Below are 18,743 nucleotides of genomic sequence, written 5' to 3'. Positions count from 1 at the left end.
AATAATCAACCTTTTCTTTGAAAAACCATAAAACTATTTTTATTTGATAAAATGTCATAAGGAACTGTATTTTTCAAAAAAAATCCAAACGGTTCCAATATCTCACTATATTTTTTTTTATTACGGTATTTAATATATTTGATTTTTTCACCAATTGCTTTTTCGCTATCAGTTGCATCTATATAATCAGAAATAATAATTATAGAATTATTTTTAGCATGATATGCTAAATTTTTTACAGAATTTTCCCATAAACTATCTTCTACTATATGAAACATCACATCTATACATATAATCACATCAAAAGCCTTATCTAGAATAAATTTATCAAGATTATCTTGCTTAAAAAAAATTTCTGGATAATTTTCTTTACAAAAACTAATTGCACTAGCACTACTATCTATTCCATTTACAATATATCCTGAAGAAAAAATCCCATTAGAAAAAAAACCTTTTCCACACCCTGCATCTAAAACTTCTAATAATTTTTTTCCGATATAATATTTACTAATCAATTTTAAAATCATTGATAGTCTATGAATATAAAATTCAAAATTTTCATAGTCACTTATTCCTTTATCTCCTCCCGAATACAGACCCAATTTTTCATGTCTTTGATTCCAAAAATCAATAAGATTATCTTTCATCATAAATTACCACAAAAATTTAAAATATTTTTCCTATAAGAAATGTTATTTTGGACTTGTACAAACTCTCTATGTTTAACCAATATCACAACAATATCTGCTTTATCCAATGCTTGTGCCAAAGAAACCAATTCTATGTTCACTTTATCTTGTAGTTTTAATGGAAGTTGTTTTATGTTTGGCTCTACAGCTAATATTTGATTATCACGTTCATTTGCAAGTTTAATAACTATATCCAAAGCTGGAGACTCTCTTAAATCATCAATATCTGGTTTAAACGCTAAACCCAAACAAGCAATTTTAGGTTGTGATATGCTTTTTACTCTTTCTTTAATTTTTTGTATAACAAAATTTGGTTTATTATCGTTAACCTCTCTAGCTGTTTTTATCATTTTAGCTTCATTTGGATTTTGATGCACTATAAACCACGGATCTACCGCGATACAATGTCCACCAACTCCACAACCAGGTTGTAAGATATTTACTCTAGGATGACGGTTAGCAAGTTTTATAAGCTCCCATACATTTATATCTAATTTATCACACAAAATAGATAATTCATTAGCAAAAGCTATATTTACATCTCTAAAAGAATTTTCTGTAAGTTTTACCATTTCTGCTGTTCTAGCATTTGTTTTAATGCATTCACCTTGAACAAAAATTTTATATAGTTTTGTTGCTTGTTCTGTGCATTGCTGTGTCATACCTCCTATAATTCTATCATTTTCAACAAGTTCTCTTATAACTTGTCCAGGCAAAACCCTTTCTGGGCAATGAGCTATTTTAATATCGGATTCCTCACCAATCTGATGAGGAAAAGTCAAATCAGGTCTTTCATCTGCAAGCCATTTGGCCATTTGTTCTGTTGCTCCAACTGGGGATGTTGACTCTAAAACCACTAAATTTCCTTTTTTTAAAACTTTTGCTATTGATTTTGATGCTGCTTTAATGTAATCCAAATTGGGCTCATGATCTTCCCCTTTAAAAGGAGTTGGTACCGCGATGATAAAAGCATCTGCTTCATCTGGCAATGTTGCTGCTTTAAGATAACCATCTTTCACAACAGCATGTACCAAAATATCTAATTCAGGTTCTACAATATGTATTTTACCTTGATTTATAGTATCTACTGCTTGCTGATTTATGTCTACACCCAAAACTTTAACTTTTCTACTAGCAAAAACAGCCGCTGTAGGAAGACCTATATATCCAAGGCCTATTATGCACACTTTATTAAAATTATTAATCACAACAATCTCCTTTTTTCATTAATATCTCTATAATTTTCTCACATGCTTTACCATCTCCATAAGGATTACTTGCTTTACTCATTTTATTATATTCATCTTCATCATCAATCAATTTTTGAGCTACTTTAACAATACTACTTTTACAAGTACCCACTAACTTCACTGTTTCAGCTTCTACTGCTTCTGGTCTTTCCGTTGTTTCACGTATTACCAATACAGGTTTTCCAAGACTAGGAGCTTCTTCCTGTACACCACCAGAATCTGTAATGATAAAATAACAATTTGACATAAGATATACAAACTCCTCATACCTAAGAGGATTTATTAAGTAAACATTAGAAATATTTGATAGAAGTGTTTTTACAGGTTTTTGCACATTAGGATTCAAATGAACAGGGTAAACTATGTCAATATTTGAATTATTAATTGCTATAGTTTTTAATGCTTCACAAATTTGCGAAAAACCTTCGCCAAAATTTTCTCTACGATGTCCTGTAACTAGAATAAATTTTCTACTATCACTTATTTTATATTCATTTTCGATAGAAGATAAAATTTTTGCCTTAAATACTATATCATTTTTTATTTTTTCTACCATATAAAATAATGCATCAACAACTGTATTACCAGTAACAAAAATATTCTTTTCATTCTTTCCTTCTTTTATAAGATTTTCAGCACTCTTAGTTGTTGGAGTAAAATGAATACCTGATAAAACACCGACAATTTGTCTGTTTGCCTCTTCTGGCCAAGGATTGTAAAGATTATAAGTCCTTAACCCTGCTTCAATGTGTGCTACTTTTATTTTTTGATAAAAAGCTGCCAATGCTGTAGCGCTTGCTGTTGTTGTATCTCCATGTACTAAAACAACGTCTGGTTTGAAATTATTCAATACATTTTTCATACCACAAAGAATTTTAAATGTAATATCATATAAATCTTGATTTTCACTCATGATATTTAAATCATAATCTGGCTTAATATCAAAAACATCTAAAATTTGATCTAGCATTTGCCTGTGTTGCGCAGTCACACAAATTTTAAAATCTATATCACTTCTATTTTCCATTATTTTGACCAATGGAGCCATTTTTATAGCCTCTGGTCTTGTTCCAAAAACAACTAGAACCTTTCTCATTTTAACCAAATCCTTTTTTTTATATTTTTTTAATATATCAAAATATCACACATTTCCTATCGCATAAAGTTGTATAATACCTACTATTTTTTCATCTTGAGTGACAACTATTTCTTTGATTTTATGTTTTAGCATAAGCTCTTCTGCTTCACTTGCCATAGCACTTGCTTCTATAGTTTTAGGTTTTTCACTCATAATTTCCTTGGCTTTAAAGTCAAACCTTGGCTTATCATTTGCTCTTAAAGCCCTTCTTAAATCACCATCTGTGATGATCCCAACTAGTTTTTCATTCTCAAGTACTATACAAAGTCCTAATTTACCACTAGTCATCACATCGACTAGCTCATTAAATTCACTCTCAGGGCTTACTATAGGTAGATTATTTGACACCATCAAATCACCTACTCTAGTTAGAAGCTTTCTACCTAAGCTTCCTCCTGGATGAAATAAAGCAAAATCATCAGGTCTAAATTTCCTTGCCCTCATCAAAGCTACTGCTATAGCATCACCCATGGCTAAAGTCGCCGTGGTAGAAGAAGTAGGAGCAAGCTGAAGCGGGCAAGCTTCTTTTTTTACTGCTATGTTTATAAAAATATCTGCTTGTTTAGCTAAAGTAGAATTTTGATTTCCTGCCATAACAATTAAAGGAATTTTTCTTTTTTTAATCACTGGTATGAGTTTTAAAACCTCTTCAGTTTCTCCTGAATTTGAAATAGCCAAAAGCACATCCTCGCTTGTGAGCATACCAAGATCTCCATGCAATGCTTCGCCTGGATGCATAAAAAAGCTCGGGGTACCTGTGCTAGCCAAAGTTGCAGCTATCTTAGCTCCTATATGGCCTGACTTACCCATTCCGCTTACTACACATCTGCCTTTGATAGACAAAATCAGCTCAATGGCTTTATTAAAACCTTCATCTAAATTATCACATAAATCTAAAATCGTTTTTGATTCTATCTCAAAAACTTCTTTGGCTATTTTAATCGCATCTATCTGGCTCATCTAAATTCCTATATATTTAACACTACATTAGTTGCAATAGCTATTTGATATAAAATTTGTGTTAACATACTAAAAATTTGTAAATTCTGACTATCTACTTTTGGTAAAACTAAAATAGAATCTCCTGCTTTGATATCTGCTGAACTTCTACCACTGTATTTAGTTGCTTTACCATTAGCATTGATTACTAAAACTCTTGATATATCAGCCCTATCGCTAAAACCACCTGCTAAGTTGATATAATATCTTAGTTTTTCTTTATCCATATACACAAATGCACCTGGTATAGAAACTTCACCTTGAACCAAAACAAGATTATTTTTACTAGGTACATTTACCACATCACCTTCTTCTAATACTATAGAATTATACGCTTTGACACTATCTATAACGATTTGTCCTTTTGGCTGAGCTTGCTTTGCACGCGCAATAAATTCTAAAATCGTCTTAGCTTGAGTAGCTCTAATGCTAGCTTGCTCAGCATTTACTGAAGAGCTTGTTAGAGCTAGCGTTTCAAGCTCCTTAAGTTGAGCCTCAATAAGCTGTTTTTGAGTAGCTGCTACACTTTTTCTAAAAACCTGTAAGGCATTAATGTTTGATTGATCATTAATTGTAATCATTTTAGCAAGTTCAGCTAAAGTTGTGCCTTTTTTTATCACCACCGAGTGCAAACCATTATGCTCACCTTCTATGCTAATGCTAATATTTTGCGCAGTATAATCAGGTCTAAACTCTATCTCATCACCATTATATAATTTCACACCTAAAAACTGCTTTTTGCTGTAAGCATCTACGTGCAATTTATGATCATCTCTGTAACTTTTTACCACAGCATTAGTAACTATAGGCTTAGCTCCTGCAACCCTTGCTATATCTTCTAAATTTAAAATATCATTACTGAGCTCAAATCTAAAAGGCTTTTGCACATCTCCTTCTACAAAAACATACTTTTGCACACTACCCACTAAAATCACATCACCCATTCTAAAAGGAAAAAGATCAAGTTGGCCTTTAAGTAAAAAGTCATATAAATCTACTTTTTTAATGACTTTATTATCTCTTAAAATTTGAATATCTCTAAAACTACCATATTCTAAATTAATTCCACTTGCTTTATCTAAATACTGTATGATAGAATCTGAACTTAATCCTTGATAAAGACCGGGTTGATTTACATTTCCTGTAACAAAAACTGATACATTTTGATAAATATCCATATCCGCATATACATAGACATTGCTTTTATAGATTTTATTAATAGCTTTTGTGATAACTTGCACTAAAGCACTATTTTTCACACCTAAAAGATTAATAGCACCTACTTTAGGTATAAAAATATTTCCTTGAGAGTCTACTGTTAAAGTTTGTATAAATTCTACTGCACCCCAAATTTTTATATTAATCCTATCGCCCACTGTTAATTTATAATCAGGATTATAAACATGTTGAGTAAATTTAGTAAAATTACCACTAAATAAATGCGCACCAAATACTTTAGTATTTATGATTGCTGTTTTATTTAAATCACTTTGTAGCAATTCTTTGTCTTGGATTTGCTTTATACCATCTGCTTGTGTTTTTGCAATTTGAGAAACATCTACCGCTGAAAATAAAAACAAAGGTAAAAGTAAAAATAAAAATATCTTTTTCATTAGTATCTATGCTCCTCTATAATCATTTTAATAAATTTAACAATTCCATAAACCAAAGATAAAATCATAAAAGCTGTGAGTATATTATATAAAGCTTCTGGATATTTAGCACTTTGAGGTAAACTTGGACTTTGCACTATAACTACCTGCTTTATCTTTCTTAAGGCCTCTATTCTAGCACTCTCATAAGCTTTTAAAGCAGCTGTGTAAGCACTTTCTGCAAAACCTGTCTCTATGGTTAGATCTTGAAATTTAGCTGCAAGATCATTAAGTTTTTGAGAGGATTTTGGGGATGAAACTTTGGATTTTTCTTTTTGAAGTTGTTTTTTTAAAGCTGTGATTTCACTTTTTATAGTGACAATTTGCGGTGCATTATCATTAATATAACTTTGCATCATCAAAAGTTCAGCTTCTTTGGCTGCTATTTTCGATTCAAGTTCAGCTATGAGTTTTAGGGTGCCTTCTGCCTGTTTAAGTGGATCAAATACCCCATATTTATTTTGAAAAGCTAAAAGCTCATCTTTGGCCTTTTGATATCTTTTTTTAAACTGCAAAAGCTCTTCTTCGGCAAATTGCATTTGATCTCTTGCAGCTTTGTGTGAAATTTCATTGATAAATTTTTCACTTTCTTTAACTATAGTTGAAGCTATTAAATGCGCGCTTTGCGGGTCAAAACCTTCAACTTCTACACGTAAAAGACCATTGGCTGAGTTTTCCTGAGTAACCTTAACACGGTTTTGATAATACTTTAAAAAATCCTCTTGATTAGCAGATGAAGAAATACTATAAAAAAAATCAAGTTTTTGTTTTTCATATAACTCACGAATTTGAATTTTTTCTTCTAAGATATTTAACATATCCAATGAATGAATATAAGATTTTAAATAATTTATATCATCACTTGAAAAAGAATTATTAGTTAAAAATGCAGCAATTCCAGTAATAGCACCACTATCTCCTGTGGTTGATTTCACGCTCAAAACACTTTCACTTACATAACGATTTGCTGCTATAAAAATATAATAAATTATAACAAATGCTGTTAAAATCAATACTATTTTAAAAGAATTAAGTATCTTTAAATTTTTAAACTTTTTTAATAAGTCATTTTGCATTTATTTTTCCTTGATACACCGCTATACCCTCATCTACATCATCATATATAGTAGCTTGTCCATCTTGCATGAATATAATTTTATCACACCATTGTTTAATTTCAGCTACATTATGTGAAACCATGATAACTTTTGACTGGCTTAGTTTTTCTTTATAGACTTTAGAGCTTTTCTTTTTGAATTTAGGATCTCCTACAGCACCTGCTTCATCGATTAAATAATAATCAAAATCAAACGCCATACTTAAGCCAAAAGATATCCTAGCACTCATACCTGCTGAGTAAGTATTCATAGGCTCATCAAAAAATTTACCAAGCTCAGCAAAATCTTCAACAAATTTAATCTTTTCTTCCAAAGCCTTTCCTTTATAGCCATATACTCTAGCCACAAAGCGTGCATTATCTCTTGCTGAAAGTCTGTGTTGAAACGCACCTGCTAAGCCTAAAGGCCAAGACAGTTTTTTATTAGTTATAATCCTACCTCTATCAGGAAGCAAGGAACCACTTAAAAGCTTCATTAAGGTTGATTTTCCAGCACCATTGCGTCCCATTAAACCTATACTGCAATTTTCAGGAAATTCAAAACTTAAATTCTTAAAGACATAATGCCTTCCACCATTGCGCAAAGGAAAAGATTTGGTTAAATTAACTAATTTTATCATCGTACTGCTATCAACTTTTCTCTAGTAAAATAGTAAAAAAACAAACCTAGAAATAAAATCACACTCAAACATACAATAGGATAGTAATAATTATAATCATCAAGTAATGGATAATTTTGAAAAAAATTATATTTTAAAAGTTCCATAATATGCAAAAATGGATTATAATATAAAATATCTAAAATAGGTTTTGGAACTACCCACACAGGAAATACCACCAAGGAAGTCCAATATAAAATAGCATTTAAATAACCCAATGCCATTTTTAAAGGTTCCGCAAAATGTCCCGCTATAGCAAAACACATCCCCATAGCAAAACCAAACACTACAAGCAAAAAAAGTGAAAACATCACTTCTAAAAAATGCTTAGGTATAACTTGCATATGTAAAAACCAACCCGCTAAAAACATTACACAAATAAAAATAGTAAAATAAATGCAAAACTCAAGCATAGTTCTAGCAATAAATACATGTATAGGTCTTACTGGCTTGTAAGCATATAGCGCCAAATTTGCACCTATACCATTTAAAAGCTGATTAATAATACTTCTAAACATAAAAAATGGTATAATTCCTACTGCTAAAAATAAAAAGATAGAAACGCCCTCAGGCATAATTTGATGATGAAATTCTCTAATAGCTGCCACGAGAGAAGTAATTACCAAAACTACCATCATAGGCTCACCGATTACCCAGAAATAGCCCAAATATTTATTAATACCAAATCTTGTCTTTAACTCTCTAAAAAAAAGAGCATGTATGACATTAAACATATTTTTAGCAAACCTTTTTAAATTTTCAAAATTTTTATATTATACTTTTTTATCTTATATAATATTTAATAAGGTTTAAAATGAAAAGAAATTTCTTTGAGGAATTAGAAAAAATTTTATATCATAAAAATACTTTTGAAAAAATTGAACTATTTAATGAATTTTACGAAAATTTTAAAACTAATTTGTATGATTTTAATCATTTCCATGAAGCGATCATTTGCGAAAACTCACAAGTTAAAATCCTTCATCCTATGAAAATAAGGCGTCCAAAAGAGGCAAATAGCACTTTATCTTTAGCAAAAATATTACATTCAGTTGCACATATAGAATATAGTGCTATAAACTTAGCCTTGGATGCTAGTTATAGATTTAAAAACTTGCCATTGAAATTTTATCAAGATTGGCTTGAAGTAGCAGATGAAGAAATTAAGCATTTTTTACTTTTAGAAAAAACTTTAAATGAACTTGGTTTTAAATATGGAGATTTCCATGCTCATGATAATCTTGAAAAAGCTTTATTTTTGACCAAAGATAATCTTGCTCACAGAATGGGTATAGTGCATAGAGGACTTGAAGCTAAAGGACTTGATGCTAATCCTTTTGTTTTAGAAAAGTTAAGCACAACTAATCATCCTATAAAAAGTTTATTCAATGAAATTTTTACCATTATATTAAATGACGAAATAAAACATGTAAATAAAGGGGATTTTTGGTGGAATTATGCCAAAAAAGAAAATGATAATTATATCAATCTTTGTATAAAATATAAAGAATTTAATCTTTTAGGAAAAGTATATAACAAAACAGCTAGAATCCAAGCAGGATTTAATGAAAATGAACTTCAAGAATTAGATGAATTTTACAATAGAAAATGAAGATGGTGGTTAGAGGCAGAATCGAACTGCCGACACGCAGATTTTCAGTCTGCTGCTCTACCGACTGAGCTATCCAACCACTGAATTGAAGTTGTAATTATACAATAGTTTTTTTAAAAAAAGTTGAAATTTGCATAAAAATGCAAATCATTCAGAAAAAGCTCCAAATTTAAAGATCTTTTGCATTCTTAATGCTGCCAACTCACGCTTATCGTATTGTTCTAATTCTTCTATAGCTTTTACTACATAATCACTTAAATTTTTAATAGCATTTTCTTTATCTCTATGAGCTCCACTTATAGGCTCATCGATGACATCATCAATTAAACCCTGAGTTTTTAAATCATCAGCAGTTACTTTCATTGCTTTAGTTGCAGCTTCACTTTTTGACGGATCATTCCATAAAATAGCAGCACAACCCTCAGGTGAAATCACAGAAAAAACTGAATTTTTCATCATAGCAAGTTTATCAGCTACTCCTATGGCTAAAGCACCACCACTTCCACCTTCGCCTATAACTACTGCTATAGTGATTGTTTTAAGGGCACTTAACTCATATAAATTTCTAGCTATAGCTTCACTTTGACCACGCTCTTCAGCACCCACTCCCGGGTAAGCACCTGGAGTATCTACTAAAAATAACACCGGTATGTCAAATTTCTCAGCTATTTTTGCTACTCTTAAGGCTTTTCTATAACCTTCAGGATGAGGCATACCAAAATTTCTATGAAGTTTATCTTTAGTACCTCTACCTTTTTGCTCACCTATAACAATAACTTTTTTACCACCTATATAACCTGCATAACACACAATAGCAGGATCATCTCTAAAAGCACGATCGCCATGAATTTCATAAGCATCGCTTAATATAGCTTGGATATAATCAAGTGCATAAGGACGATCAGGATGTCTTGCAAGCTGTAAGCGTTGATAATCGCTTAAATTTTTATAAACTTTTTGAGTTTCTTTTTCAAGATTTTTTTCTAAAATTTTTACCGCTTCATCATCACCTTTGATTTTAGCATTTGCTAAATCTTCATCAATTTGCTGAATATTTTTTTCAAAATCTAAATAAGAAGCCATATTAATCTACTTTTTTGAAAATCACACAACCATTTGTCCCACCAAAACCAAAAGAATTGCTCATTACGACATTAACTTCACTTTTTCTTGCAGTATTTGGTATATAATCAAGATCACAATTTTCATCTGCTACGATTTGATTGATAGTTGGTGGCAATATACCTTGATCAAGCGCCATTAAAGAAATAACAGCCTCAATAGCACCAGCAGCACCCAAGCAATGACCTGTTTGACCTTTTGTAGAACTGATTAAAGGAATTTGATCTTTAAAAAGCTCTTTAATTGCTGCTGTTTCATTTTTATCATTTACCGGAGTAGAAGTTCCGTGTGCATTAATATAATCTACTTTTAGATTTCCTGCCATTTTTAAAGCTTTTTTCATAGCACGCAATGGCCCTTCTAAAGTAGGTGAAGTAATATGATGCGCATCTGCACTTTCACCAAAACCTACCAACTCAGCATAAATCTTAGCTCCACGTTTTTTAGCAGCCTCATACTCTTCAAACACTAAAGCACCAGCACCCTCACCCATCACAAAACCATCTCTTTCTTTGTCAAATGGTCTTGAAGCCTTAGCTGGATCATCATTTCTAGTAGAAAGAGCTTTCATGGCAGCAAAGCCACCTATACCTACAGCACAAATGGCTGCTTCAGCACCTACTACAAGCATTTTATCTGCATTGCCCAAGGCTATGCTTTTATAAGCTTCACCTATAGCATGAGTTCCTGCTGCACAAGCAGTTACACATGAGATATTTGGTCCTTGCAATCCATGCTCGATTGAAATGATCCCACCAAGCATATTAACTAAAGCTGATGGTATAAAAAAAGGAGTAATTTTACGTGGTCCACGCTGTGCGCAAGTAACGGAATTTTTTTCTATATTTGGTAAACCACCTATACCAGCTGCTGAAACTACACCAAATTCTTCTTTGTTTAAAGTTTCATCAAATTTAGCATCTTCCATAGCTTCTCTTGCTGCTTTAATACCAAGTTGTATAAAACGATCTATTTTTTTAACCTCTTTAGCATCACAAACACTTAAAGGATCAAAATTTTTTACTTCAGCAGCAATTTGCACTGGAAAATCAGTGGTATCAAAAAGAGTGATTTTATCAACGCCACTTTTACCATCACAAATTGCTTTAAATGAGCTATCTTTGTCTAAACCAAGGGCATTGATCATTCCTATACCTGTTACTACAACGCGTTTCAAACCGCACTCCTTATTAGAAATTAAAATTATTTTTGAAGATTTTCTATATAATTAACAACATCTTCAATTTTTACTAGTTTTTCAGCATCACTGTCTGGAATTTCTACATCAAATTTTTCTTCTAAAGCCATAACTAATTCAACAACATCTAAAGAATCTGCACCTAAATCTTCAATGATTTTAGATTCCATTTTAACCGCATCTTCATCAACACTAAGTTGCTCAACAACTACTTTTTTTACATCATCAAAAATTGCCATTTTTATCTCCTAGTTTAAAAAATTAAACCACATTTTACAATAAAAAAATAAATTTCTTGTTTAAAAAGTTAAAAATTAAAGATTATTACGAAAAATTTAATTATCTGTGTTTAAATAAAAGCTTAATTTTTAACAAAGGAAAATTATGCTTTTAGATAAACTTATAAAAGAAAATAAAAAAATTTGGAATCAATACATCCATCATGAATTTGTAAAAAAACTTCAAAATAGCACTTTAGAAAAAGATGTATTTTTGTTTTATCTTAAACAAGATTATATCTTTTTAAACAATTACGCAAAATGCTATGCTTTGCTTGCTTTAAATGCAAACAATGCTAAAGAAATTCAATTTGCCATTAAAAATCAAAACTATACTTTAGAAGGAGAATTAGAGCTTCACAGAAGTATTTTAAAGCTAGGCATTGATGTAGAAAAACTAAACTATAAAGATGAAAGTTTAACTAATATTGCTTACACAAGATACTTACTAAGTGTAGGACAAAATGGAGATTATTTAGATATGCTGTGTGCCTTAAGTGCTTGTGCTATAGGTTATGCATGCATAGGAGAAGAAATTTATAAAGGACTTGATGAAAAAAGCTTAGAAATTCATCCTTATAAAGAATGGATTTTAACCTATGCAGGTAAAGAATTTCAAGATGAAATCAAAGAATTTAAAGACTTTTTTAATTCTTATGCAAATAGTATTAGTGAAGAAAAATTTAAAAAATTAAACGAAATTTTTTATACCACTGTAAGACTTGAAACAGCCTTTTGGCAGCACTCTTTAGAACAAAAAATGGAAATTTAATCATCATAAAGATGATTAAATTATTAATTTAGTAATATTAATCCCTACAAAAGCAACCAAATACGCACATAAAGATGTAAATATAAAAAGATACCATGCATATTTTTTACTTCCTGCTTCTTTAGCAAAAACTATAGTTGCTGCAAAGCAAGGATTATAAATCATAACAAAAAGTATAAAAGCAACTGCTGTGCTAAAAGGGATGTTTTCTTTTATAGCTTCTTGTAAATTTAAACTTGTCTCGTCAACTTCATCACCTAAAGAATAAAGCACACCCATAGTAGAAATCATCACTTCTTTAGCAGCTAAACCACTTACCAAAGATACACTAAGTTTCCAATCAAAGCCAAGTGGAGCAAAAATAGGCTCTATTGCCTTGCCAAATTGTCCAAGATAACTATTTTCTATCTGAAGTTCTTGAGTTAAAGCATCTTGAGTATTATTTTCTTGTGTAGGAAAATTACTTGCAAACCAAATAAGCAAAGAAGCTATCAAAATAAATGTTCCTGCTTTTTTTAAATACATTTTGGCTTTGTTAAGCACCATAAACCATACTAAATTCCAATTTGGCATTCTATATTTTGGCATTTCCATTACAAAGGGTTCATCTTGTCCTCTAAAAGCACTCATTCTTAAAATTTTAGCTGCAATCAAACCCAAAAATGCACCCAAAAGATAAATCCCAAAAAGATAATTTCCCGCCACATCAGCAGGAAAAAACACTCCAACAAAAAGCACATATACAGGAAGCCTTGCGCCACAACTCATAAAATTAATAATAAAAAGAGTTAATAATCTATCTTTTTTATTTTTTAAAGTTCTTGTAGCCATAAATGCAGGCACTGAACAGCCAAAACCCGTGATTAAAGGGATAAAACTTTTACCATGTAAGCCAAATTTATATAAAATTCCATCTAATAAAAACGCAACCCTAGCCATATATCCAGTTGTTTCAAGCAAAGCTATGCCAAAAAATAAAATCATAATATTTGGTAAAAAAGTTATAACCGCACCAACTCCACCTAAAACACCATCAGCTAAGGCTGAAGCAATAAATTCATTGCTAATATTATTTTTTACCATATCACCTAAATTAGCAAAAAATATTTCTATATAATCCATAGGGATTTGACCTAAAGTAAAGGTTAGTTGAAATAAAGCCCACATAAAAAACAAAAATATAGGAATTCCTAAAAATTTATTGATTAAAATAGAATCTATTTCCTTGGTATGATTTTTATACTTAACACCCTTGCTTAAAACCTTAGCACATATACCATTTGCAAAAGCAATCAGCTCTTCTTTAAAAATACTTTCTATATCTTTACTATGATATGCCATATAAATTTTTTCCAAAGCTTCATCAAGTATTTTTCTCAAAGCGTGTGAAATGACTATACTAGCTTCATTTTTAAGTAAAGCAAGTGCTAAATCTTTTGTAGAAAAATCTAAATAAGTAATTTCATTTTGATTTAAAAAACCACTTATTTTTGCAAGTTCTTCTTCTATAATATCACTATAAACACGCTCTTTAGCTTCAAATTTAGCTTCATGGGTTGAAATAATTAAATCCAAAAGTACATTTAGATTTTCTTTGGTTTTAGCACACACGCCAAGACAAGGTGTATTTAGAAGTTGGGATAAAATTTTAAAATCTATACTAAAACCTTCATTTTTAGCTTCATCTTGCATATTTAAAGCCATAATCATTTTGATTTTAGCATCTATTAAAGATGCACTCAAAATCAAATTACGCTCTAAATTTGTAGAATCAAGTACATTTACTACAAGATCAAATTCGCCTTTTCTTAAAAAATCTTTTGTAATTTTTTCTTCTTCGCTATAACCATCTAATGCATAAGTTCCTGGTAAATCTATAAATTTAAACTCATAATTTTTATAAACTAATCTAGCCTCAGCTTTTTCAACTGTAACACCGCTAAAATTTCCAACTTTCATATTAGCTTTGCAAAGTGCGTTAATTAATAAACTTTTACCAACATTTGGCTGACCTACTAAAGCAATGATGATTTTTTTCATTAAAACTCTTTTGAAATTTGTATTATTTTTGCTTCACTTGAGCGTAAAATCACGCAAGTTGTATCAAGTTCTACCATAATAGTAGAATTTGCAATAGAAGAGCGAATTTTTTTAACTTTTTTGTTTTTTGCAAAACCAAAACTAAAAAGTCTTGATTGGAGTTGTTTATCTGCTTCAAAGCCTACTATAATAGCTTCTTCATTATCTTTTAATGCATCTAAAGTCATGTTTTTCCTTACAAAAACTAAGATAAAACATTATATAAAAAATTAAATTATTTATTTTTTAAAATAATAAGCAATCTCAAAAAATGAGATTGCTAGAAATCAAAATCATTTAGATTTTCTAAATTTTGAAGCTTTTTGACTAATTCATCAGCCTTTTCTAAAGAAAGTGCTATGCTAGCATTAGAAAGAAATTTATCTTTTAATTCATCAAAACTTAAAGGATTATCAAAATTTCCTTTATTAATCAGTACATCTTTTTTAATTATTCTTCCATCATTTAAAACAGCTTCTAAATGCCCTGGAAAGTATTTAGGAAAACCGCTAGATTTTCTCTTCTCATAGCTAATTTTTTTAGCAAATTCTATTAGTTCAGCTCTATTTAAATCTTCATAAGATTTTAAAGTAATTTTACCATCAAAAAATGCTAAAGCCATTAAAAAAGGCATGGAAAACTTGGCCGCATAAGCACTTTGTGGAGTGTATTTTGCTTCTATTGGATCACAGATAAATGAAATTGGCACCTCATCTACAAAACAATGTATACTTTTAATATCTTGTGCTTTTAAGCCATCGCTCCTTAAACTCATAGCACAATCAATAAGTCCATGTGCAAAATGACAACTTGGATAAGGTTTTAACGAAACTTGCATTACTTGCCAAATTTCATTCAAACCCTTACAAAGTTCATTTTTATCACACTCATCTTCTAAGCCAAAAGTTCTAAAAATATTATCCCTTCCTTCAAATATACTCAAAGGACCACTCATATTAGCTTTTGCGAAATTTGCTACTAAAATTCCATTTTTCAAAGCATTAGCTATATGTAAAACTTTGGAATTAGATCCATTAGATAAAAACTCATTTACCCCACTTGCAAAACTTCCTGCTAAACCTAACGCATTGATGATTTGCTCTCTGTTTAAATCAAGTAAAACACAATTTGCAGCTACACTACCAAAAATTCCCGCTATAGCTGTAGTATGAAAGCCACGTTTATGGAAACTTCCTTTGCTTGCTATACCCACTCTAGCAGCAATTTCCCAACCAACAATAAAGGCTTTTAAAACTTTTTTTCCATCTTTACTTACACTAAATCCATAAGTTAAACAAAGCGGAGTTAAAATAGCACTAGCGTGCAAAATAGCTTCAGTATGAGTATCATCAAAATCAAGGGCATGTGCTGCAATAGCATTTACCATCGCAGCATAAATTATATCAAGCTTTTTATCCCCACTCCAATTTTTTTCACTAGGATTTACACTTAAAGCTTCAAAGGCCTTAGTCGCATTTAAAACACAAGCTTCATTTTTAGCAGCTAGGGCTGTTCCTAGTGCATCAAGCATAAGCTCTTTTGCTCTTTGTTTTACTTCACTAGGAATAGTTTCATAGTCTAAATTTGCGATAAATTCGGCTAGTTTTTCACTTAAATACATTTTTTCCTACTTTAGAATTTGTGCATTAGCGATTTTTTCTAAGAACTCGTCAACTAATTTTGGTGCATAACCTACATAAGTTGTAGCATCCATTAAAACATCAATATCCTTTTCACTTAAAACCTTACTCACGCGCTCATCTTCAAGTAAAACTTCTTTGAAAGTTTTATGATTTTCTATACCTCTCATAGCATTTTCATAAACAATTTCATGTGCATGTTGTTTACCATAATGATCACTCAAAGCAAACATCACGCGTTCTGCTAATACAAAACCATTAAGCGTATCAAGATTTTTTAACATTTTGTCTTTTTTAACTTCTAAATCATCAAAGACGAATTTCATATTTGCTAATACTACTGAAAGCATTAAAAATGCTTCTGGTAAAAGCTTCCATTCCATTTTCCATACTTGACCATCTCTTTCATGCTCATGTCTTTCTATATCGCTTAAAATTGCAATATTAGCTCTTAAAGCATTACTTACAGTCACTGCATTTTCACTTACTGCAGGATTTCTTTTATGAGGCATAGTAGAGCTTCCCACTTGACCTTTTCCAAAAGGCTCAGCAATTTCATCGATTTCATTATGAGCTAAGATTAAAAGTTGATGTGCTATTTTGTTAAAGGTTGCATTGATATTGCCTAAAACATAACCAAGCTCAATAAAACGATCTCTTGCTGGTTGCCATGAGATATCAGGAACTTCTAAACCTAAACTTTCTAAAGTAAGTTTTTCTACTTCATTAGCCTTATCACTTAAGCTTGCTTTAGTTCCCACTGCACCTACGATTAATCCTACATATAATCTTTTTTCAAGTTCAATAATTCTTTCATAGTGGCGATTAAGCTCACTAAGCCAAATTGCAACTTTATGTCCAAAAGTTATAGGTAAAGCTTGTAAAGCTAAAGTTCTTCCCATCATTGCAGTGTTTTTATGTTCTTTTGCGATTTTTGCTAAATTTTTAGCTATATCTTTTAAATCTTGCTTGATTAAAGCCATAGCTTCTTTAAATTGTAAAACTATACCTGTATCAATGATATCTTGCGTTGTTACACCAAAATGTACATATTCACCAAGACCATTTTCGCAAGCTTTTTCCAAACCACGTACAGTAGGTACTAAAGGGTGTTTGGTCTTTTTAAACTCAGCAAAAATAAAATCCATATCCATAAATTTATAATGCGCTTTTTTAGCTATTTCTACAGCTGCTTCATTAGGGATAATGCCAAGTTTTGCTTGAGCTTTTGCTAGGGCAGCTTCTACATCAAGCCATTTTTGAATTCTATTTTCTTCGCTAAAAATAGCTCTCATTGCAGAGGTACTCCAAGAATCTTGAAGCAACCTCATATCAAATACACTCACACCCATGTTTTATCCTTTAAAATTTATTTTTTCAAATGCTTGTTTTAAATCAGCAATCAAATCCTTACTATCCTCAAGACCTATATGAAATCTCACAAAAGGGCCTCTAGCACTCCAATCTGTCGCGGTTCTTGGAGGAGTAGTAACAGTAGCTAAACTCTCATATCCACCCCAGCTTGCACCGATTGAAAAATACTCTAAATTATCTACAAATTTAATGGCTTGTTCTTTAGAAATACCATCTGCAAATTCAATCGTTACCATACCGTTAGCACCTTTATGATCGCGCATAAAAACTTCATGGTTTGGATGAGTTTTTAATTTTGGATAAAAGATTGTTTTAACTTCTTTTCTACTTTGTAAAAACTCTACTATCTCATCCGCACTTTTTTCATGAGCTTTCATTCTTACATCTAAAGTTCTCATACCACGAAGCACTAAATAAGCATCATCAGGGCTTGTAGTAAATCCTAAAGCTTCTGGCAATTTATCAAAATTTTTCCATTCTTTTTCATTAATCACTACTATACCCATAGTAACATCTGAATGCCCACTTAAGTACTTAGTCGCTGCAATCACTGAAATATCCACACCAAGCTCAAGTGGATTTAAAAAATACCCACTTGAATAAGTATTATCAATCGCTACTGGTATGTTATGTTTGTGCGCAATTTCACAAAGTTTTGGTAAATCTATGATTTCATAAAGTATAGAACCTGGGCTTTCACAAAGGATTAATTTTGTGTTTGGTTTGATTTTTTCTTCTACATCAGAAGCATCAGCTTTTAAAAAGTCAATTTCTACACCCATTTTAGTTAAAAACAAATCACAAATCGTTCTAACAGGTCCATAAATAGCATCAGTAATTAAAAAATGAGCATCTTTGCTAGCATAATTTAAAAGCACCATAGCTAGTGCTGCAAGTCCTGTTGGGAAAAGTTGCGCTCTATGGCCACCTTCAAGCGCACAAATTAGTTTTTCAAGTTCAAAATTAGTTGCTGTTCCTCTAGCACCATAACTTAAAACACGATCTGTTTTTCTTAGCTCGCGGTATTTTTGCCAAGTTGCATGATCTTTAAAAAGTATGGTTGATGCACGCATTAAAGTTGGATTAACTGATCTTACTTCAGCATTTTGATCACCTCTTCCTAGGTGGATTAATTTAGTTTTGTTGTTCATTTTGTACTCCTTT

18 protein-coding genes and 1 tRNA gene are annotated in these 18,743 nt (G+C 31.1%); 2 read left to right on the top strand and 17 right to left on the bottom strand.

The genetic code is table 11. The features are described from left to right. Positions 1–5: 5 nt before the first annotated feature. Genes CLCT_RS01490 through kpsM form a run of 8 tightly spaced genes read right to left on the bottom strand, consistent with a single transcriptional unit; the run spans position 6 to position 8,238 of the window. The gene (locus tag CLCT_RS01490) at positions 6–647 is read right to left on the bottom strand and encodes a class I SAM-dependent methyltransferase (protein WP_170230429.1); all 642 of its coding nucleotides are present in this window, start codon (positions 645–647) and stop codon (positions 6–8) included. Beyond that, entirely contained in the window at positions 647–1,894 is a 1,248-nt protein-coding gene (gene wecC / locus CLCT_RS01485; RefSeq protein WP_149062770.1) for a UDP-N-acetyl-D-mannosamine dehydrogenase, read from the bottom strand. The genes CLCT_RS01490 and wecC overlap by 1 nt, the downstream gene beginning before the upstream one ends. Next, a complete protein-coding gene (gene wecB / locus CLCT_RS01480; protein ID WP_149062035.1) occupies positions 1,890–3,035 on the bottom strand; it encodes a non-hydrolyzing UDP-N-acetylglucosamine 2-epimerase in 1,146 nt (381 codons plus the stop codon). Before wecB ends, wecC begins: the two co-directional genes overlap by 5 nt. Positions 3,036–3,080: 45 nt before the next feature. Next, positions 3,081–4,037 (bottom strand): KpsF/GutQ family sugar-phosphate isomerase, encoded by a 957-nt coding sequence (locus CLCT_RS01475; protein WP_394349068.1) that lies wholly within the window; start codon positions 4,035–4,037, stop codon positions 3,081–3,083. An 8-nt stretch (positions 4,038–4,045) separates the two neighbouring features. Further along, on the bottom strand, positions 4,046–5,689 hold the full coding sequence (locus CLCT_RS01470; protein ID WP_149062034.1) for a polysaccharide biosynthesis/export family protein: 1,644 nt from the start codon (positions 5,687–5,689) through the stop codon (positions 4,046–4,048). Beyond that, positions 5,689–6,804 carry a KpsE/RkpR family capsule polysaccharide export protein gene (locus CLCT_RS01465; RefSeq protein WP_149062033.1) on the bottom strand — a complete coding sequence of 372 codons (1,116 nt, stop codon included), beginning with the start codon at positions 6,802–6,804 and terminating at the stop codon, positions 5,689–5,691. The genes CLCT_RS01470 and CLCT_RS01465 overlap by 1 nt, the downstream gene beginning before the upstream one ends. Further along, positions 6,794–7,465 (bottom strand): ABC transporter ATP-binding protein, encoded by a 672-nt coding sequence (locus tag CLCT_RS01460; RefSeq protein WP_149062032.1) that lies wholly within the window; start codon positions 7,463–7,465, stop codon positions 6,794–6,796. Before CLCT_RS01460 ends, CLCT_RS01465 begins: the two co-directional genes overlap by 11 nt. Further along, complete coding sequence (gene kpsM / locus CLCT_RS01455; protein WP_149062031.1) at positions 7,462–8,238, bottom strand: capsule polysaccharide transporter KpsM; 777 nt, start codon at positions 8,236–8,238, stop codon at positions 7,462–7,464. The genes CLCT_RS01460 and kpsM overlap by 4 nt, the downstream gene beginning before the upstream one ends. Positions 8,239–8,318: 80 nt before the next feature. Here kpsM and CLCT_RS01450 point away from each other — a divergent pair, with 80 nt between their 5' ends. Further along, positions 8,319–9,116 (top strand): ferritin-like domain-containing protein, encoded by a 798-nt coding sequence (locus tag CLCT_RS01450; protein ID WP_149062030.1) that lies wholly within the window; start codon positions 8,319–8,321, stop codon positions 9,114–9,116. 3 nt (positions 9,117–9,119) lie between these two features. Here CLCT_RS01450 and CLCT_RS01445 read toward each other — a convergent pair. The 4 genes from CLCT_RS01445 to acpP all read right to left on the bottom strand — a co-directional run bounded on the left by CLCT_RS01445 (position 9,120) and on the right by acpP (position 11,675). Next, positions 9,120–9,195, bottom strand: a tRNA-Phe gene (locus CLCT_RS01445). 68 nt (positions 9,196–9,263) lie between these two features. Then, positions 9,264–10,199: an acetyl-CoA carboxylase carboxyltransferase subunit alpha gene (locus tag CLCT_RS01440; protein ID WP_149062029.1), complete on the bottom strand. Its 936-nt coding sequence runs from the start codon at positions 10,197–10,199 to the stop codon at positions 9,264–9,266. A 1-nt stretch (position 10,200) separates the two neighbouring features. Beyond that, positions 10,201–11,415, bottom strand: a complete 1,215-nt coding sequence (locus CLCT_RS01435; protein WP_149062028.1) for a beta-ketoacyl-ACP synthase II — start codon at positions 11,413–11,415, stop codon at positions 10,201–10,203. Between the two features lie 26 nt (positions 11,416–11,441). Then, complete coding sequence (gene acpP, locus CLCT_RS01430) at positions 11,442–11,675, bottom strand: acyl carrier protein (RefSeq protein ID WP_039617517.1); 234 nt, start codon at positions 11,673–11,675, stop codon at positions 11,442–11,444. Positions 11,676–11,820: 145 nt separating this feature from the next. Here acpP and tenA point away from each other — a divergent pair, with 145 nt between their 5' ends. Further along, positions 11,821–12,486: a thiaminase II gene (gene tenA, locus CLCT_RS01425; protein ID WP_149062027.1), complete on the top strand. Its 666-nt coding sequence runs from the start codon at positions 11,821–11,823 to the stop codon at positions 12,484–12,486. 15 nt (positions 12,487–12,501) lie between these two features. Here the strand turns inward: tenA and feoB are convergent, their stop codons facing one another. The 5 genes from feoB to metC form a co-directional block, all read right to left on the bottom strand. Beyond that, positions 12,502–14,526 (bottom strand): ferrous iron transport protein B, encoded by a 2,025-nt coding sequence (gene feoB / locus CLCT_RS01420; protein ID WP_149062026.1) that lies wholly within the window; start codon positions 14,524–14,526, stop codon positions 12,502–12,504. After that, positions 14,526–14,753, bottom strand: coding sequence for a FeoA family protein (locus CLCT_RS01415; RefSeq protein ID WP_039668002.1), 228 nt, complete (start codon positions 14,751–14,753; stop codon positions 14,526–14,528). Before CLCT_RS01415 ends, feoB begins: the two co-directional genes overlap by 1 nt. A gap of 92 nt (positions 14,754–14,845) precedes the next feature. Then, positions 14,846–16,186, bottom strand: a complete 1,341-nt coding sequence (locus CLCT_RS01410; RefSeq protein ID WP_149062025.1) for an MmgE/PrpD family protein — start codon at positions 16,184–16,186, stop codon at positions 14,846–14,848. A 6-nt stretch (positions 16,187–16,192) separates the two neighbouring features. Beyond that, on the bottom strand, positions 16,193–17,557 hold the full coding sequence (gene purB, locus CLCT_RS01405; protein WP_149062024.1) for an adenylosuccinate lyase: 1,365 nt from the start codon (positions 17,555–17,557) through the stop codon (positions 16,193–16,195). Between the two features lie 3 nt (positions 17,558–17,560). Then, positions 17,561–18,730 carry a cystathionine beta-lyase gene (metC, locus tag CLCT_RS01400; RefSeq protein ID WP_039667999.1) on the bottom strand — a complete coding sequence of 390 codons (1,170 nt, stop codon included), beginning with the start codon at positions 18,728–18,730 and terminating at the stop codon, positions 17,561–17,563. Positions 18,731–18,743: the final 13 nt, after the last annotated feature.

The organism is Campylobacter lari subsp. concheus (assembly GCF_008245025.1).
Taxonomy (GTDB): Bacteria; Campylobacterota; Campylobacteria; order Campylobacterales; family Campylobacteraceae; genus Campylobacter_D; species Campylobacter_D concheus.
This window is presented reverse-complemented; position numbering and strand designations above follow the sequence as displayed.

What these genes read in the sequence shown, in the direction of transcription:
- CLCT_RS01450 (WP_149062030.1), top strand. Translation starts at nt 8,319, where the DNA reads ATGAAAAGAAATTTCTTTGAGGAATTAGAAAAAATTTTATATCATAAA.
- wecB (WP_149062035.1), bottom strand. Translation starts at nt 3,035, where the DNA reads ATGAGAAAGGTTCTAGTTGTTTTTGGAACAAGACCAGAGGCTATAAAA.
- feoB (WP_149062026.1), bottom strand. Translation starts at nt 14,526, where the DNA reads ATGAAAAAAATCATCATTGCTTTAGTAGGTCAGCCAAATGTTGGTAAA.
- CLCT_RS01470 (WP_149062034.1), bottom strand. Translation starts at nt 5,689, where the DNA reads ATGAAAAAGATATTTTTATTTTTACTTTTACCTTTGTTTTTATTTTCA.
- CLCT_RS01460 (WP_149062032.1), bottom strand. Translation starts at nt 7,465, where the DNA reads ATGATAAAATTAGTTAATTTAACCAAATCTTTTCCTTTGCGCAATGGT.
- acpP (WP_039617517.1), bottom strand. Translation starts at nt 11,675, where the DNA reads ATGGCAATTTTTGATGATGTAAAAAAAGTAGTTGTTGAGCAACTTAGT.
- CLCT_RS01475 (WP_394349068.1), bottom strand. Translation starts at nt 4,037, where the DNA reads ATGAGCCAGATAGATGCGATTAAAATAGCCAAAGAAGTTTTTGAGATA.
- kpsM (WP_149062031.1), bottom strand. Translation starts at nt 8,238, where the DNA reads ATGTTTAATGTCATACATGCTCTTTTTTTTAGAGAGTTAAAGACAAGA.
- CLCT_RS01410 (WP_149062025.1), bottom strand. Translation starts at nt 16,186, where the DNA reads ATGTATTTAAGTGAAAAACTAGCCGAATTTATCGCAAATTTAGACTAT.
- purB (WP_149062024.1), bottom strand. Translation starts at nt 17,557, where the DNA reads ATGGGTGTGAGTGTATTTGATATGAGGTTGCTTCAAGATTCTTGGAGT.
- metC (WP_039667999.1), bottom strand. Translation starts at nt 18,730, where the DNA reads ATGAACAACAAAACTAAATTAATCCACCTAGGAAGAGGTGATCAAAAT.
- CLCT_RS01440 (WP_149062029.1), bottom strand. Translation starts at nt 10,199, where the DNA reads ATGGCTTCTTATTTAGATTTTGAAAAAAATATTCAGCAAATTGATGAA.
- CLCT_RS01415 (WP_039668002.1), bottom strand. Translation starts at nt 14,753, where the DNA reads ATGACTTTAGATGCATTAAAAGATAATGAAGAAGCTATTATAGTAGGC.
- tenA (WP_149062027.1), top strand. Translation starts at nt 11,821, where the DNA reads ATGCTTTTAGATAAACTTATAAAAGAAAATAAAAAAATTTGGAATCAA.
- CLCT_RS01465 (WP_149062033.1), bottom strand. Translation starts at nt 6,804, where the DNA reads ATGCAAAATGACTTATTAAAAAAGTTTAAAAATTTAAAGATACTTAAT.
- CLCT_RS01490 (WP_170230429.1), bottom strand. Translation starts at nt 647, where the DNA reads ATGAAAGATAATCTTATTGATTTTTGGAATCAAAGACATGAAAAATTG.